Annotated in this window: 20 protein-coding genes; 8 read left to right on the top strand and 12 right to left on the bottom strand. The window is 63.8% G+C overall.

The genetic code is table 11. The annotated features are described in order from the left end of the window. Window position 1: 1 nt before the first annotated feature. Complete coding sequence (def, locus tag J7347_RS06710) at window positions 2-568, top strand: peptide deformylase (RefSeq protein WP_209161420.1); 567 nt, start codon at window positions 2-4, stop codon at window positions 566-568. After that, a complete protein-coding gene (locus tag J7347_RS06705; protein ID WP_209161419.1) occupies window positions 565-789 on the top strand; it encodes a hypothetical protein in 225 nt (74 codons plus the stop codon). Before def ends, J7347_RS06705 begins: the two co-directional genes overlap by 4 nt. Window positions 790-820: 31 nt before the next feature. Here J7347_RS06705 and J7347_RS06700 read toward each other — a convergent pair whose 3' ends face one another. After that, a complete protein-coding gene (locus J7347_RS06700; protein ID WP_067683508.1) occupies window positions 821-1219 on the bottom strand; it encodes a ferredoxin in 399 nt (132 codons plus the stop codon). Window positions 1220-1323: 104 nt separating this feature from the next. On the opposite strand from J7347_RS06700, the gene rmuC reads away from it, so the two are divergent. Then, window positions 1324-2787, top strand: a complete 1464-nt coding sequence (gene rmuC / locus J7347_RS06695; RefSeq protein WP_209161418.1) for a DNA recombination protein RmuC — start codon at window positions 1324-1326, stop codon at window positions 2785-2787. A 287-nt stretch (window positions 2788-3074) separates the two neighbouring features. Then, the gene (locus J7347_RS06690) at window positions 3075-3284 is read left to right on the top strand and encodes a hypothetical protein (protein WP_067683512.1); all 210 of its coding nucleotides are present in this window, start codon (window positions 3075-3077) and stop codon (window positions 3282-3284) included. Window positions 3285-3323: 39 nt separating this feature from the next. On the opposite strand, the gene J7347_RS06685 is transcribed toward J7347_RS06690, so the two are convergent. The 7 genes from J7347_RS06685 to J7347_RS06655 form a co-directional block, all read right to left on the bottom strand. Next, window positions 3324-4145 (bottom strand): RNA methyltransferase, encoded by an 822-nt coding sequence (locus J7347_RS06685; protein ID WP_209161417.1) that lies wholly within the window; start codon window positions 4143-4145, stop codon window positions 3324-3326. A 25-nt stretch (window positions 4146-4170) separates the two neighbouring features. Then, window positions 4171-4467 carry an HPr family phosphocarrier protein gene (locus tag J7347_RS06680; RefSeq protein ID WP_209161416.1) on the bottom strand — a complete coding sequence of 99 codons (297 nt, stop codon included), beginning with the start codon at window positions 4465-4467 and terminating at the stop codon, window positions 4171-4173. Continuing rightward, window positions 4464-4901 (bottom strand): PTS sugar transporter subunit IIA, encoded by a 438-nt coding sequence (locus J7347_RS06675; RefSeq protein WP_209161415.1) that lies wholly within the window; start codon window positions 4899-4901, stop codon window positions 4464-4466. The genes J7347_RS06680 and J7347_RS06675 overlap by 4 nt, the downstream gene beginning before the upstream one ends. Before the next feature lie 94 nt (window positions 4902-4995). Continuing rightward, window positions 4996-5901, bottom strand: coding sequence for an RNase adapter RapZ (rapZ, locus tag J7347_RS06670; RefSeq protein ID WP_209161414.1), 906 nt, complete (start codon window positions 5899-5901; stop codon window positions 4996-4998). 49 nt (window positions 5902-5950) lie between these two features. Beyond that, entirely contained in the window at window positions 5951-6379 is a 429-nt protein-coding gene (locus J7347_RS06665) for an HPr kinase/phosphatase C-terminal domain-containing protein (protein ID WP_209161413.1), read from the bottom strand. Beyond that, window positions 6376-7962, bottom strand: coding sequence for a stimulus-sensing domain-containing protein (locus tag J7347_RS06660; RefSeq protein WP_209161412.1), 1587 nt, complete (start codon window positions 7960-7962; stop codon window positions 6376-6378). Before J7347_RS06660 ends, J7347_RS06665 begins: the two co-directional genes overlap by 4 nt. Window positions 7963-7969: 7 nt before the next feature. Beyond that, window positions 7970-8677: a response regulator transcription factor gene (locus J7347_RS06655; protein WP_209161718.1), complete on the bottom strand. Its 708-nt coding sequence runs from the start codon at window positions 8675-8677 to the stop codon at window positions 7970-7972. Between the two features lie 327 nt (window positions 8678-9004). Here J7347_RS06655 and J7347_RS06650 point away from each other — a divergent pair, with 327 nt between their 5' ends. The 3 genes from J7347_RS06650 (at window position 9005) to J7347_RS06640 (ending at window position 11433) form a co-directional block, all read left to right on the top strand. Then, the gene (locus tag J7347_RS06650; protein WP_209161411.1) at window positions 9005-10594 is read left to right on the top strand and encodes a phosphoenolpyruvate carboxykinase; all 1590 of its coding nucleotides are present in this window, start codon (window positions 9005-9007) and stop codon (window positions 10592-10594) included. A 298-nt stretch (window positions 10595-10892) separates the two neighbouring features. Then, window positions 10893-11105, top strand: a complete 213-nt coding sequence (locus tag J7347_RS06645; RefSeq protein WP_067683527.1) for a cold-shock protein — start codon at window positions 10893-10895, stop codon at window positions 11103-11105. A gap of 88 nt (window positions 11106-11193) precedes the next feature. Continuing rightward, on the top strand, window positions 11194-11433 hold the full coding sequence (locus tag J7347_RS06640; RefSeq protein ID WP_067683529.1) for a hypothetical protein: 240 nt from the start codon (window positions 11194-11196) through the stop codon (window positions 11431-11433). Here J7347_RS06640 and J7347_RS06635 read toward each other — a convergent pair. Together J7347_RS06635 and J7347_RS06630 are read right to left on the bottom strand one after the other, a co-directional pair. Beyond that, window positions 11430-13283: a DUF885 family protein gene (locus J7347_RS06635; RefSeq protein WP_209161410.1), complete on the bottom strand. Its 1854-nt coding sequence runs from the start codon at window positions 13281-13283 to the stop codon at window positions 11430-11432. The two genes, J7347_RS06640 and J7347_RS06635, sit on opposite strands and share 4 nt — an antisense overlap. 61 nt (window positions 13284-13344) lie before the next feature. Then, entirely contained in the window at window positions 13345-13758 is a 414-nt protein-coding gene (locus J7347_RS06630; RefSeq protein WP_209161409.1) for a DUF3597 domain-containing protein, read from the bottom strand. A 125-nt stretch (window positions 13759-13883) separates the two neighbouring features. On the opposite strand from J7347_RS06630, the gene J7347_RS06625 reads away from it, so the two are divergent. Next, a complete protein-coding gene (locus tag J7347_RS06625) occupies window positions 13884-14087 on the top strand; it encodes a hypothetical protein (RefSeq protein ID WP_209161408.1) in 204 nt (67 codons plus the stop codon). A gap of 19 nt (window positions 14088-14106) precedes the next feature. On the opposite strand, the gene J7347_RS13430 is transcribed toward J7347_RS06625, so the two are convergent. Together J7347_RS13430 and J7347_RS06615 are read right to left on the bottom strand one after the other, a co-directional pair. Further along, entirely contained in the window at window positions 14107-14802 is a 696-nt protein-coding gene (locus J7347_RS13430) for an energy transducer TonB (protein WP_280635683.1), read from the bottom strand. 238 nt (window positions 14803-15040) lie between these two features. Continuing rightward, window positions 15041-15697, bottom strand: a complete 657-nt coding sequence (locus J7347_RS06615; RefSeq protein WP_067683539.1) for an alpha/beta hydrolase — start codon at window positions 15695-15697, stop codon at window positions 15041-15043. Between the last annotated feature and the right edge of the window lie 8 nt (window positions 15698-15705).

Here is a 15705-nt window from a genome sequence, read left to right as displayed (position 1 = left end):
GATGGCTATCCGTGAAATCCTCGAAGTGCCGGACCCCCGGCTCAAGACCGTCTCGACTCCCGTCACCGAATTCGACGACGAGTTGAAGACGCTCGTCTCCGACATGTTCGACACGATGTACGATGCGCCCGGCATCGGCCTCGCCGCGATCCAGGTCGGCGTGCCCAAGCGCGTGCTCGTGATCGACCTCCAGCCCGAAGATACGGAGGCGGAGGGCGAGGTGTGCCACCATAACGGCCACGAGCACATGCACTATCCGACCAAGAGGGAGCCGCGGGTGTTCGTGAACCCTGTAATCCTCGATCCGGCGGAGGAGTTGGCGAGCTATCAGGAAGGCTGCCTGTCGGTGCCCGACATCTTCGCCGATGTCGATCGCCCGGCGCATTGCCGCGTACGCTATCAGGATCTCGAAGGGGAAACCCACGAAGAGGATCTGGATGGGCTCATGGCCACCTGCATCCAGCACGAGATGGACCATCTCGAAGGCATTCTCTTCATCGACCACCTTTCGCGCCTGAAGCGGAACATGGCGCTGAAGAAGCTCAAGAAGCTGCGCGAAGCCGCTTGAACGAGCCCGACGGGACTTCGCCTGCGCCCGCCATGGGCTGGCACACGGCCTCCGTCGCGGGGCTGCTCTACGCTTTGCTGATGTGCACCTGGAAGCGGATCGACGAAGGTACGGGTTTCGACGAATTGGCGATCCGCTTCGCGATCTATTTCGTCGTGTTTACGGTCGGCTTTCGCCTTTTGATCAATCTGTGGCTCAAACATCGCGGGGCCGGACGCTAGTCCAGCCCCGCAAGGTTCTCGGAAGCCTTGATTACCGGTCCATCGTGTCGAGCGCCTTGCGCACGTCCGCCAGGATTTCCTCGCACATTTTCGCACAGCGCTTGCAGTGCGCATCGTCATGCATGCTGCACAATTCGTGGCAGGCCTTCACCGCTACCAGAACCGCATCGCCCATCGCCTTGATCGCGGGCACGTTGCCGCCCGTACGGCGGCTGCCCATGCGGTAGAAGGCGGTGCAGGCGTCGGACGCATCGAGACAGCGGCGGATGCATTCCGCGCGCTCGCCCGCATTGGGTTCGGCGAGGCAGGCATCGGCGCAGCTGTTCATGATGGCCGCACCATACATGGTGTGCTTGACCGCCTGGCCGAGCTCGTCGGTATAGCCTTCGCCCACTTGCGGGTGGTCCTGGATCATTTCCTTGATCGACATATTTTAAATCTCCTTTCCCTATTGAGCGGACGGGGCTGGGGATTGTTCCGTGCCGATGCGTCGCCGGACTTTCCTAATCAAAGCGTTCCAGCTATGTTCCGGGTATGGATAGTATTGCGATCGTCTTCGTTCTGGCCGCCCTTCTCATCGGCCTGGGGCTCGGTTTCTTCTTCGGCTCGCGCCCGGTGGCGGAATGGAAGGCCCGCCATGCCGCGCGCGATTCCGAAGCGCGCGAGCTGGATGCGAAATATCTGCGCACCTTCGCCGATCTGGAAGCCGCGCGCGAGCGGGCGGGGCGGGCTGACGCGCTTGCGGAGGAGCTGCGGGAAACGCGGGTTTCGCATGAGGGGGCGCTGGAGGATCTGCGGCGCACCAATGGCGCGCTGTCGTCCGAACTTGCGACCCTTCGCGAAAAGACCGCCAATTTCGACGAGCAGAAGCGCCTGCTGGTCGAAGCGCGCGAGGAATTATTGAAGGAATTCCAGAACACCGGTTCGGCCGTACTCGGCAAAGCGCAGGAGGCGTTTCTGGAGCGCGCGGCCGAACGCTTCGGCCATTCGGAGCGGTCTTCGGAAGAGAAGATTCGCGCGCTGCTTCAGCCGGTCGGCGATCGCTTGAAGAAATACGAGGATCAGGTCGCCGCGCTGGAGGAAAAGCGCACCAACGCCTTTTCCTCGCTCGCCAGCCAGATCGAACAGATGCGGCTGGGCCAGGAGGAAGTGCGGCGCGAAGCGCAGCGGCTCGGCAATTCTCTGACCAACGCGCCCAAGGCGCGCGGCCGCTGGGGCGAGCGGGCGCTGCAGAACGTGCTCGAGCAGTCGGGCCTTGCCGAACACACCGATTTCCATCTCGAACACTCGATCGACACGGATGAGGGCCGTTTGCGGCCCGACGCGATCGTCAACGTGCCGGGGCAGAAGAAGCTGGTGATCGACGCGAAGGTGTCGCTCAACGCCTATCAGGCCGCGTTCGAGGCGGATGACGAGGACGAGCGGCGTCGCCATCTCGACCAGCATGCGCGGTCCATGCGGGGCCATGTGCAGACGCTCGGCTCCAAGAGTTATCAGAGCCAGTTCGACGATGCGCCGGATTATGTCGTCATGTTCGTGCCGGGCGAGCATTTCGTCGCCGCCGCGCTTGAACACGATCCTGAATTGTGGGATTTTGCCTTTCGCAACAAAGTCTTGCTGGCGACGCCGACCAATCTCGTCGCCATCGCACGCACGGTCGCGCAGGTCTGGCGCCAGGATACGATCGCGCGCGAGGCGGTCGAGATCGGTAAGGCGGGGGCGGAATTGTACGACCGTCTGGCGATCGCTGCGGAGCATATGAAACGTGTCGGCGGCGGGCTCGAAACCGCAGTCACGAACTATAACAAATTCGTCGGCAGCTTCGAACGCAATGTCCTGTCCGCCGGAAGGCGTCTGTCGGAAAAGGGCATTGAAATCGGCAAGCGAGAGATCGAGGATATTCCGCTGGTCGAAGGCACGCCGCGCTATACGGCCAAGGATGTCGAAGCGGAAAACGATGCACCGCGTCTGGAAAAGGTGAGCGATACAGACGCCTAGCGATGTCTCCGGTGATTGGATCGATAAGAGGCTTGGAGCCCGTCGTTTTAACGGGCTTGTCCTGTTCGGCCTTTTAATCTTCGAATAACCATAGGAAATCGTACCCGGATCGGTCCCAATCGTTTTGCGTCGGCTTGCCTTTGAAGGACGCATCCCGTATTTAAGGACAAGTCGCAATCGAACGTGACCAAGGCACGCCTCGGCGATTTAGAACAGAAATGCCCACATCGTTCGGAACATACAGTCCTTTCGCCCGTCATTGCGGTGAGAGACAAGGAAAGGTTTTTATGCTTATCAAGAAACTGGCAATCGGCACTGCCGCTGCTTCGCTCATCGCGGCCCCGGTCGTCGCGCAGACCGCCCCCGTCACCGGTGAATCGGAACTCGGCGGCGAAAGTATCACGCCCGCATTCATCGTTCTCGCCATCGGCGCGATCGGTATCGGCGTTCTGCTTCTGACCGACGACGATGATGACGATGCTCCGATCAGCGCCTAAGCGCTAAGGACATTCGAAAAACATTGAACGCCCGGCCCTTCAAGGCCGGGCGTTTATCGTTTCCAGAACCTCGTATCCCAGCACAGCCGCAGCGATCGCGGCGTTGAGACTGTCCGCACGGCCCATCATCGGCATAGTGACTCTCAGATCGCAGGCGTCTTCATACGCTTGCGGCAGGCCCCGGCTTTCGTTCCCGACCATGATGAAACACGGCGCGCTGTAAGGTGCACCACGATAGGGTTGCGCATCGCGCAGGCTGGCGGCCACCAATTGTCCCGCAGCACCGCCGTCCGGCCCGCGAAGCCATTCTTCGAATGCCTCCCATGGTGCCTGCGCGATACGCTGAGTGAAGATCGCGCCCATGCTGGCCCGCACCGCTTCGACCGAGAAGGGATCGGCGCAATCGTCGATCAGGATCAGGCCACCGGCACCGATCGCATCGCCCGTGCGCAACATGGTCCCCAGATTGCCCGGATCCCGCAGCGCCTGTGCCACCAGCCAGATATCGGCGGACGATCTTTCGATCCGGTCGAGCGACGTGTCGAATTCCGTGAACACACCCGCAACGGCCTGCGGATTGTCCTTACCCGTGATTTTCGCAAGGATATCCGGCGCGGTTTCGATCACTTCGCCGCCCGCCGCTACGACCTCGCGTTCGAGCGCGTCCAGCAGCGGGTGCGCATCGCGCGCGCTCGACAGCACCAGCGTTTCGGGGATGTGGCCGCATTCGCGCGCATCGGTCAGAAGGCGCAGGCCCTCCGCCAGGAAACGCCCGGCCGCCTTGCGGTGCTTCTTCTCGCGCAGGGCGCGCAAGGCTTTGACAGTGGGATTGGAAAAACCGGTGATCTGGCGACGTGTCATCGAGCGGATCTCTCGCGAGGACGCCTCAGCTCTCGCCGAAACCGTCTTCGATCATCGCGGCGAGGTCTTCGGCAATGCGGGGCGCATTCGGCCCGGCGACGATCAGTTCGACCGTATCGCCTTTCGCAGCTCCCAGCATCATCAGCCCCAGGATCGATCCGCCGGCAGCCTTCGTCCCGTCCTTCGCCACATGGACCTGAGTCCCCTCGGGCAGGGCAGCGACGGCAGCCACGAATTTCGCGCTCGCCCGCGCATGCAGGCCGCGCTGGTTGACGATGGTGAGCGTGCGCCGTTCTTCGCCGACGCTGGCGTCGCCGCTCACTGGGCCTGCTTCCGCTCGACCGCTGGCGGCGCTTCGTGCTGGCCGAGAAATTCCGACGCGACCGTGATGTAATTGCGCCCCGCCTCGCGCGCGGCATGCACCGCTTCGGTCACGCCGAGCGTCTTGCGCGCACCGGCCAGCCGGATGAGCATCGGCAGATTGATCCCGGCGATCACTTCGACGCGGCCCGCTTCGAGCAGGGAGATCGCCAGATTGGACGGCGTGCCGCCGAACAGGTCGGTCAGAACGATAACGCCTTCGCCGGTATCGGTGCGCGCGATCGCCTCTGCGATTTCGCGGCGGCGCAGCTCCATATCGTCGCTCGGCCCGATGCAGACCGTGGCGATCTGGTCCTGCTCGCCCACGACGTGTTCCATCGCATCGATGAAATGTTCGGCGAGATTGCCGTGGGTGACGAGGATCATGCCAATCATGCGAACCGTGCTGACTTCCGTTTCTGGTTCAAGCTTCGCAGCGAGACTGCGCCCATGATGATGACTGGATGCTGAGTCAACCGAAAGGGCCTGCTCAGGGAACCGGTCCTTCGACCGTATCGGCGGCCCGCGCGGCGAGATCGCGGTGGAGCAGAGTCGGCTCGTACCCCCCGTCCAGCAGGCGCTTGAAGAGGGATTCTGCAGAAAAGACCGAGCGGTGCCGCCCGCCCGTGCAGCCGAAGGCGACCGTCAGATAGGCACGGCCTTGCGCCGCATAGAGGGGGATCAGCGACTGGACGAGACCGGCGATCTTCTCGAAAGCGGTGTCGAAGGCGGGATCGGCTTGAATATGCGCGGCCACCGCCGGATCGCGTCCGGTCTGTTCGCGCAGTTCGTCGATCCAGTGCGGATTGTCGAGGAAGCGCATGTCGAAGACGAGATCCGCGATCGGCGGCATGCCGCGCGCAAAGCCGAAACTGGTGACGGTGATCGTCAAGGCGCCGGAAGGATCCTGCGCAAACCGTTCCCGCACTGCCTGTTGCAGATGGTTGCGGCCATAGCCCGTCGTGTCGATCACCATTTGCGCCCATTCGCGCAAGGGGGCGAGCAATTCACGTTCGGCGCGGATTCCCTCGCTCACCGGTCGTCCCTGGGCCAGCGGGTGGCGTCGCCGGGTTTCGTTATAGCGGCGCTCGATTTCGGGACTGACACAATCGAGGAACAGCGTGCCGACCGACAGATCGGATCGCTCGGTAAGATCTTCGAACTGCGCCCTGATCTCGCTGGGCACGAAGCCGCGGGTGCGGGCATCGACGCCGATCGCGAGCGGCGCGCAATGGCCCTCGCTGCGGGCAAGCAGGTCGGGCAGCATGCGGATCGGGAAATTGTCGATCGCTTCCCACCCCAGATCTTCGAGGGTTTCCAGCGCCGTGCTTTTGCCCGCCCCGGACATGCCGGTGACGAGCAGGATCTGCTGCGGAGCGGACGATTCGGCGGTCATCGCGCGAATATCGAAGCCGCGCCCGAAAAAGGGAAGCGGTTAGATGCGGTCATCCCAATCCGTGCAGCCGCAGGGCATGTTCCGCGCGCAGCGCCTGTGCGGCATCGCCCGTACGGAAGGCGATCGCAGGCAGCGCGATATCGAGCAGGCTGCGCTTCTCGATTTCGGGAACGCGCGATGCATTCGGATCGAGCCGAAGGATCAGGGTCAGTCGCGCCGAAACGGCGGGAAACTCCACGATCCCGGCTCCGCGTATCTCGATCAGGCCCCGGATCGCATCGGGCGGATGGGTCCATATGTCCCCTCCGCGCCGCTCCAGCATGACGCCGTCATCGCCCACGAGCTGCGCGCCGCGATCGATCAGCAGCAGCGCGAGCGTGGATTTTCCGCTCCCCGGCGGCCCTTCGATCATCAGTCCCCGATCGCCCAGCGCGACGCAGGTGACATTGGCTAGCGGCTCGAAGCGCGCGCCGCTCATCCTTCGCGCAGTGCGGGCAGGTTGAGGACGAGGCAGGCGCCGTTTTTCCCGTCGGGGCGGCTTTCCGCCATCAAGGTTCCGTCATGCGCTTCGGCGATCGACCGCGCGATGGCGAGGCCGAGGCCGGAATGGTTGCCGAAATCTTCGGCCTGCGGGCGGTGCGAATGGAAACGCTGAAACACCTGTTCGCGCCGCGCTTCGGGGATGCCCGGCCCTTCGTCGCACACGCTCAGAGTGATCCAGTTGTCCGCACGCGCAAGGTCGATGGTGATGGCGCCATCGGGGGGCGAGAACGACACCGAATTGTCGAGCAGGTTGGAGATGACCCGCTCCAGCCGCGAAGGCTCGCCATGAACCCGAAAGCGGCCGGGCTCGGCATCGAAGAGGACGTGGCGCCCTTCGTTTTCCGAGCGATTCTCGCGCGATCCGATGATGTTGGTGACCAGGCTGGCGAGATCGACCGTCTCGAAGGTGGCGCGCGACAATTCGGCATCGATCCGGCTGGCCTCGCTGATTTCGGTAACGAGCCGATCGATGCGGCGCACATCGTGCGTAGCGATGTCGAGCAATTGGGCCCGCAGGTCCGGATCGTCGACCCGGTTAAGCGATTCGGTCGCGCTTCTGAGGCTGGCGAGCGGATTCTTGATTTCGTGCGCCACGTCGGCGGCGAAGCTTTCGACCGCATCGATCCGCATGCGCAGCGCATATGTCATGTCGGAGATCGCACGCGCCAGCATGCCGATCTCGTCGCGCCGGTCGGGCAGGCGGGGCACTTCGACCTGGCGATCGCGCCCCTGCCGCACGCGGACGGCAGCCTGCACCAGTTCGCGCAACGGTCTAACGATGGTCTGAGCGAGGAACAGCGACAGCATGGTCGATACGAACAGAGCCAGCAGCGTCACCAGCGCCACGGTCGATCGCGCTTCGCGTACGCGTTCGGTGATGTCGATCGGATTGCGGGTGATCAGCAGCGTCTCGCCGTCGAGGCCGACGGGCGCGGCGGCGTTGATGACATGCGTTCCGTCCGCCGCATCGCGCAGCACGATCTGAGTCAGGCTTTCGCTGCGCGCTCGGTCGAGTTCGGGCCAGGCATTGGCGTTATCCACCTGCGGTTCGCGGTAATCGGGCAGGGGCGGTGCGCCCACCACCCGGTCGAACCAGCGATCGAGCGTCAGGGCGAAGTCGCGATTGTCCTCGGGCACGGCATCGATCGAGAATGTCGGCGCGGACAGGGCGAAACTGTCGCCCTCCAGCTCGCCATCCGCATCGTAGAGCCGGATGCGCAGGCGCTGTTCCTTGCCGATCTGGATCAACAGGGCTTCCTGGCGCGCATCGGTCGCCCCGGCCAGCGCTTCTGCCGTGATCTGCGCTTCGACCAGGGCAAGTTTGAAGCGCTCGTCGAGCAATTGCTTGCGATAGAAGTCGAGATAAATGACCCCGCCGCCCAGCAGCACCAGCGGCAACACGTTCACGAACAGGATGCGGCTGGTAAGCGAGAGGCGCCGCGACCAGCGCGGTTTTTCCGCCGCCGGATTGGGGCCCGGCCCGTCCCTCAGGACATTGCTGCGCGCCGGATCGGCCATGGGTCGGTCAGCTTTCGGCGAAGCTATAGCCCGCGCCGTAAAGCGTATCGATGGCGGAAAACTGTGAATCGACGCTGCGGAACTTGCGCCGCATGCGCTTGATATGGCTGTCCACCGTCCGGTCATCGACGAAGACGTCGTCCGGATAGGCGGCGTCCATCAGCTGATTGCGGCTCTTGATGACGCCGGGGCGCACCGCAAGCGCTTCGAGGAGGAGAAATTCAGTCACCGTCAGGGATACCGCGCGGCCGTCCCACGTCACCTTGTGGCGTGCCGGGTCCATCACCAGCCGCCCGCGTTCCAGCACTTCGCTGGGGCGGGGCGCTTCGGAAGGGCTTCCCGGCTCGTCCGGCAGGTCGATATCGCTGCGGCGCAGGATGGCGCGCACGCGGGCGAGGAGAAGGCGCAGGCTGAAGGGCTTCGAAATGTAATCGTCCGCCCCCATGGCGAAGCCCGCTTCCTCGTCCTGCTCGTCGTCCTTGCTGGTGAGGAAGATCACGGGGAGGGCGGAATGTTCGCGCAGGCGGCGCAGCAATTCCATTCCGTCCATGCCTGGCATCTTGATGTCGAAGACGGCGAGGTGCGGCGGATTTTCGAGCAGCGCCTTCAGCGCCGCCTCCCCTTCGGAATAGACGCGGGTGGCGAAGCCTTCGGCCTGCAACGCGATCGATACCGAGGTGAGAATGTTGCGATCATCGTCCACCAGCGCGATCACGGCCTGCGAGGCGGTGCGCTGGGGCGCCGGTTGAGCGGTTTCGAGAGGTGCGTCCTGAGTCACAGGGCACAGCTAATCGCTTTGGCGCGGCAAGACAATCGCGAGGCCCTGCCGGATCGACCGCCGAGGATGTCAAAATGGGTGAAAAGCGCAGCGTTTCATCCATCTGTCGCAAACCGGGGCAGACCTGCCGAGGGGAATTTGACGGACGCCTGTGCGCGCTTTATGGGCCAGCGAAAGGTCTGCGCATTCGTATGCAAGTGCCGCCCGCACTTCTTCGCATGCCGGTCCGTCCCAGACATCGAAACTCCCGCCCGGAGACACGCAGTGACCGCTTCGCTTTCCCACACGCTTGCCGACCAGGGTATCGCCACCGATGCCGCGATCCACGCCAATCTCGATTCGGCGCAGCTGACCGCAGCGGCTCTCGAAAACGGCGAAGGGCGCCGCGCCAAGCATGGGCCGCTGGTGGTCGAAACCGGCAAGCACACCGGCCGTAGCGCGAAGGACAAGTTCATCGTCCGCGATGCCGAAACCGAAGAGACGGTGTGGTGGGACAATAACGCGTCGATGACGCCCGAACATTTCGCCGCGCTGAAGGACGATTTCCTCGCTGCCCTGAAGGACAGGGACGCGCTCTATGTCGCCGACCTGTTCGGTGGGTCGCAGCCCGAATACCGCGTCAATGTGCGCGTCATCAACGAACTTGCCTGGCATAACCAGTTCATCCGCACTCTGATGGTGCGCCCGACGGCAGACGAGCTCGAAGGCTTCGTGCCCGAATACACGATCATCGATCTGCCCAGCTTCAAGGCTGATCCCGAACGGCATGGCTGCCGCAGCGAGACGGTCATCGCGGTCAATCTCAGTGAAAAGCTGATCCTGATCGGCGGCACGCGCTATGCGGGCGAGATGAAGAAGAGCGTGTTCGGCGTGCTCAATTACCTTCTTCCGCCCCAGGGCGTGATGCCGATGCACTGTTCGGCCAATATCGGCCCGGACGGCAAGAGCGCGGTGTTCTTCGGCCTTTCCGGCACGGGCAAGACCACGCTCAGCGCCGATGCCAGCCGTACGCTGATCGGGGATGACGAGCATGGCTGGTCGGACACGGCGGTCTTCAATTTCGAAGGCGGCTGCTACGCCAAGATGATCCGCCTGAACCCGGAAGCCGAGCCCGAGATCTTCGCGACGACGAAGATGGAAGGCACCGTCCTCGAAAACGTGGTCATGGACGAGAATGGCGAGATCGACCTCGACGACAACACACTCGCGGAAAATACGCGCGGCGCCTATCCGCTCGAATCGATCCCGAATACGTCGGACGAGAATATGGGCCCGCCGCCCTCGAACGTGATCATGCTGACCGCCGATGCGTTCGGCGTCCTGCCCCCGATCGCGCGGCTGACGCCGGACCAGGCGATGTATCACTTCCTGTCGGGCTACACCGCCAAGGTCGCGGGCACCGAAATCGGCGTGACCGAGCCCGAGGCAACCTTCAGCACATGCTTCGGCGCGCCCTTCATGCCGCGCCATCCCAGCGTCTACGGCAACCTCCTGAAAGAGCGGATCGCCAAGGGCGACGTGGCCTGCTGGCTGGTCAATACCGGCTGGACCGGAGGCAAATACGGGGTCGGCAATCGTATGCCGATCAAGGCAACCCGCGCGTTGCTCAACGCCGCGCTCGACGGCTCGCTCAACGAGGCGGAATTCCGCAAGGATCCCAATTTCGGCTTCGAAGTTCCAGTCGCCGTTCCGGGCGTCGACAGCGGCATCCTCGATCCGCGCTCGACCTGGAATGATGCGGACGAATACGATCGCACCGCGCAGAAGCTGGTGCAGCTCTTCGTCGACAATTTCACGCCCTTCGCGGACCATGTCGACCAGGGCGTGAGAGACGCGGCCCCCGCCGCCGCCTGACCGGTTTCGCCCTTACGGCCGCACGAGTTGGAGAGGAGAGTCCCCGGCCGCGAGCAATCGCGGACCGGGGACCCGTTTTTCCGCCCGCCGATATGATCGTTAGGGAAACGGGCGAAAGCCTGCTAGACCATCCGGGCTGACGTCGAAATTTGCGACGGACTTCGGCTTTTGATCACCGGTCGGCTTTGTTATCGCCGAGCGCTTTTTAGACGACGACTTCCTTTCTTCGGACGACCTGACGCACGACCGCGCCGCATGCCGCGGCGGGGCAATACCTCGTTCTTGAAAGGAACACCTCATGGCCAAGACCGGCACAGTCAAATTCTTCAATTCCGACAAGGGTTATGGCTTCATCCAGCCCGACGATGGTTCGGATGACAGCTTCGTCCACATCTCCGCCGTTCAGGCGGCGGGCATGCAGACGCTCGACAAGGACCAGCGCCTCAATTTCGAAGTCGAAACCGGCCGTAACGGCAAGGCGAGCGCGGTGAATCTCTCCTCCGCGGACTGATTTTCTAAAGAACGGCCCGTCGATCCCTCGCGATCGGCGGGCCGTTTCCCGCCTCTATTTCGCGCGCGTGCACCGAAGGACAAAGCCGATGAGCCAGACATTCGAATTCTATGACAGCCGCGCCCGCGAAGCCGCCAAGGAGGCGCGCGATGCGACGCTGGAAAATGTACGCCAGCGCAGCCTGCGTGCGGAAAAGACCTGGCGCGGCCTTGCCGAACAGGCGCGCAAGGTGAAGATCGACCGCGAACGGGCCCTGGTCGAACGCGAAGCGAAGCGCCTGGCCGAAGAGGCCGCAGCGCTCGCCAATACGGCGCCCGAAGCCGCCTAACTTCGCGCCCGCGCGATGTAGCGGTCCACGTTCTTCGCCATCACGTCGAGCGGCGCATTCCCGCCGAGCACGACGGCATCGTTGAACGCCTTGAAGTCGTAAGCATCGCCCAGGGCCGTTTCGGCCCGACCGCGCTGCCTTACGATCTCGCTATGGCCCAGCTTGTAGCCCGTGGCCTGACCGGGCCAGCTGCAATAGCGGTCCACCTCGCTTACCACCTCGTCGTATTTCGAGCCGTTTTCCTCGACGAAGAACCGACGCGCCCGATCGCGGCTCCAGCGTTTGTGGTGAAGGCCGGTGTCGACCACCATCCGGCAGGCGCGAAAGGCGAGGCTTTGAAGATAGCCCAATTGCCCGACCTTGAAGTCGTCATAGGCGCCGAGCTCGTCGGCGATCTGTTCGCCATAGAGGGCCCAGCCTTCGGAAAAGGCGTTGAACGCCAGGATCGACCGGATCAGCGGCAGGCGATTGGAATATTCCCCCTCCCACACATGGCCGGGAATGGTCTCGTGATAGGTCAGGTCGGCCAGATCGTATTTGCGGTGCAGGTCGGTGGTTCTCAGATTGATCCACATCCGGCCCGGAATCGTCCCGTCCTTGCTGCCCGCGCCGCCATAGGCTCCCGGCGCGCCGGGTTCTTCCGCCAGGGGCAGGCGGCGGACTTCGAGATTGGGATCGACCAGCGTGTCGAAGGCGCGCGGCATCTGCGCGGTGATCCATTCGATGCGGTCCTTGATAAAGGCCATGATCTCGGCCCGGCCGGGATCGCCTTCGGCGAATTTGTAGCGCGGATCCTGCGAGAGCGCCTGCATCCGCTCGCCCACCGTGCCGGTGGTATAGCCGATCTCTTTCAGGATCGGGTCCATGCGCGCATGCAGCGATGCGAGTTCTTCCAGCCCCTGCTCGTGCACCTCGTTGGGCGAGAGCGTGGTGGTGGTGCTGGCGCGCAGGGCCCAGTCATACCATTCGTCGCCCCGCGGCTGGCTCCACATGCCGGGATCGGAATCGGCCTCCGCCATTTCCAGGCGCAATTCGGCGAGCTGCGCTTCCAGCGCGGCGGCGATCGGGCCGGTTTCAAGCGTGCGGGCACGATTGGCGTGGCTTTCGGGCATGCCTGCCTCGATCAGCCTGGCGCGCAGCGGGGCGGCGAACAGATCGCCCGCCGTCGCCGACTTGATCGTCTCGGATAGCTGGGTGGTCGCTTTCTCGATCAGGAAATCGGGCGGAACCATGCCCATGGCGCGGGCCGCTCGCATCCGTTCCAGCTCGCCCGCGAATACGGCGGGCATGGCTTCCATCCGCTCGATATAGGCATCGGCATCGCTGCCGTCCTTCAGCGGATGAGTCGAATCCATGAAACGCGGCAGATCGAGATAGCTGCCGACATTCTGGATCACGACATAGGGTGCGTTGCGCCAGCTCCCCACGGCGACATCGCCATAGGGCAGGGCAAACCCGTCGAGCGCGGTGGAATAGGCGCTCTGGACGACATCCAGATTGGTTACCGTGTCCGCATCCAGCCCTTCGCGCGGGAAGGCGCGGACCCGATCAAGATCGCGGCGCAGCGTGGCGGCGTAGAGATTCTGGCCGGTTTGGGACTGGTCTTCCAGCCGGGCGCGCAACTCGGCGTATCGCCCGGTATCGACGCCGAGCGAAGTGGCGCGTTCGGGTTCGTGTTCGAGGAGATTGTACGCCACCACTTCCAGCAGGCGTTCGGCGCCGATCGCCTGTGCCTGGGCGATGGCCTCGGGACGAGCGGTGGCGGCGCATCCGCCGAGAGTGAGCGCGGTCGTCGCGCCGAGGCCTGCGAGGGCCTGGCGACGGGTGATATCGAAGCTTTTGGATGTCATGGGCGCGGGTGTGCGCGCCGCGCCCTGACCTGTCAATTAATCGAAAATACCCGGCCGATCGTCAGTCGAGATATTCGGGCGGCACCTTCCCGCCATGCGCCGCCAGTTCGCGCATCGTGCGCCTGTGCAGCCAGACATTGTCTTCCGCCGAGCCTTCGTAATCCTCGCGCCCCAGCTCGCTGGCGAGCGCCTTGCGGCTGGCATAATCAGAATCGACATTGATCAGCTTGAGCAGGTCGACGATCGAAGTGCGCCAATTGAGGCGATCGGCGCCGGGCATCGAATCGAGGTGGTTTTCGACGTCGACGGTGTCGATCGATTGCCGTTCGACCACCGGCGCGTCGGCCCAGGCATTGCCGGTTTTTGGTGCGGGCGTGCCTGCGGGAGCCGTGCCGGGCTTGGCAACGGGTGGAGCCTTCTCAGCAGGCTCGTCCTTGCCGAAGATCGCGTCCTTGATCGAACTGAAGATACCCATATCGCAAGCCTTTCGGTGGCGCGCGCATGATCGCGGCGCATTTGAGGGAAGAACGGGTGTCGGCGGGACGCGTTCCGCAGCTTTGCGCTTCCTTTCGCCGTGCCGTCGCGGCTAGGATACGGGGCATGACCGATGCCGTGCTTTCGATCGTCGTCCTGCTGGCCATCGCCCTGATCGTGGGCGCGGTGTTCGCCTATCGTGGCGGGTATCGACGGCAGGCGGTGTTGATGGTGATGCTGGCGCTGGTCGCGGGGATGAACGTGGCGATCTGGACCGTGCCGAACGAAGCGGGCGAAGCCCCGCTCGACCGGATCGAGCGGGGCCGCTGAGGCCGCTTCGGCTGGCGGATCAGTCCGGCAGCACCCAGCGCACCGCGCTTTCGTAACTGCCAGCGATCGGCTCGCCCGAACCGGTGCGCGCCGGCTGGAACTTCGCGCGCCGCTCCAGCAATTGGCAGGTCGCCTGATCGAGTGCGGAATGGCCGGTAGAACCGGTGATCGTGCAATTGGTCACGCGGCCATTGGCGGCGATTTCGAGCCGGAAGCGCGCCGTGCCGGTCATCTCGCGGTTGATCCATGACGAACGGTAATCGTCCGTGCTGATCCAGGCGGAAGGATCGTTGCGCGGCTTCGCGCCGACCGAAGGGCCGACCGGAGGCTGGGTCGGCGTGACGCGCGGAGTCGGCACCGGATCGAGGCCGAGCGTTGGGCCGGGCGTGGGAAGGGGCGGTGTGGGCGGAAGGATGATGTCGGTCGAATCGAAGCGCGGCGCGGGCACCGGGAGGTCGAGCGGCGGTCTGGGGATGACCATTGGCGGGTCCACCTGACGGATTTCGGTCGTATCCGTGGTCGGCTCCGGAGTGGGCTCGGGCGGAGGCGGCGGGATGTCCTTGATCTCGAAGGCGCCGATAATTTCGTCGGGTGGCGCGATCGTGCCCGAAACGGTCAGCCCGGTGACGATCGCCACGCCGACCGCGGCGTGGATGGCGATCACACCGGCCATGCTGGCGGGAGAAGGGCGGCGGGTCTGGTCGAGATAAGCCATATGCAAAATCCTCTTCCTTTCGCGGCCTGCTCGATTTGCGACATGCTGTGGCAGGCTTCCGGTAGGAGGATGTTACAACGTAACGTCAATGACAAGCACTTTCGCGTTGCTGTTTGCAACCGTCTTGCGTCGGCGTTGCAACCGGTCTGGGGCAGATGCGAAAAGCCCTCCCGGTGAAGGGAGGGCTCATGTGTTCAGTAGATCGCTCGAAACGGTCGGGCCGAATGGCCGCCCGGTCTCACTTGATCGGGCAGCTCGGGTCGAGGCGGAAGTCGAGATAATTGTCGACCGAGGCCATCAATTCCTTCTGCTCGTTTTCGAAGAAGTGATTGGCGCGCGGAATTTCTTCGTGATGCACGGTGATATGCTTTTGCGTGCGCAGCTTTTCCACCAGCTTGGTAACCGCCTGGGGCTGCACCACCGTATCCTGCGCGCCGTGGATGAAGATGCCGCTGGCGGGGCAGGGGGCAAGGAACGTGAAATCGTACATGCTCGCCGGGGCGCCGACGCTGATCCAGCCGCGGATTTCCGGACGGCGCATCAGCAACTGCATCCCGATCAGCGCGCCGAAGCTGACGCCTGCGACCCAGGTGGTCTGCGCTTCGGGATGGATCTGCTGAACCCAGTCGAGCGCGCTGGCGGCATCGGACAATTCGCCGATCCCGTTGTCGAAACTGCCCTGGCTGCGCCCGACGCCGCGAAAATTGAACCGCAAAACGGCGAACCCGCGATCGACGAAGGTCTTGTAGAGTTTCTGCGTGATCTGTTCGTTCATGGTGCCGCCGCCCTGGGGGTGCGGATGCAGGATCATCGCCACGGGCGCACGCGGGCGCGGGGCGGGAGAGAAACGGCCTTCGAGGCGGCCTTCGGGGCCGGGAAAGATCACGGTCGGCATCGGGTGGG

This window comes from Erythrobacter sp. A6_0, assembly GCF_017744235.1.
Taxonomy (GTDB): Bacteria; Pseudomonadota; Alphaproteobacteria; order Sphingomonadales; family Sphingomonadaceae; genus Qipengyuania.
The sequence above is the reverse complement of the archived record's forward strand: the minus strand, read 5'-3'. Positions and strand labels throughout refer to the sequence as shown.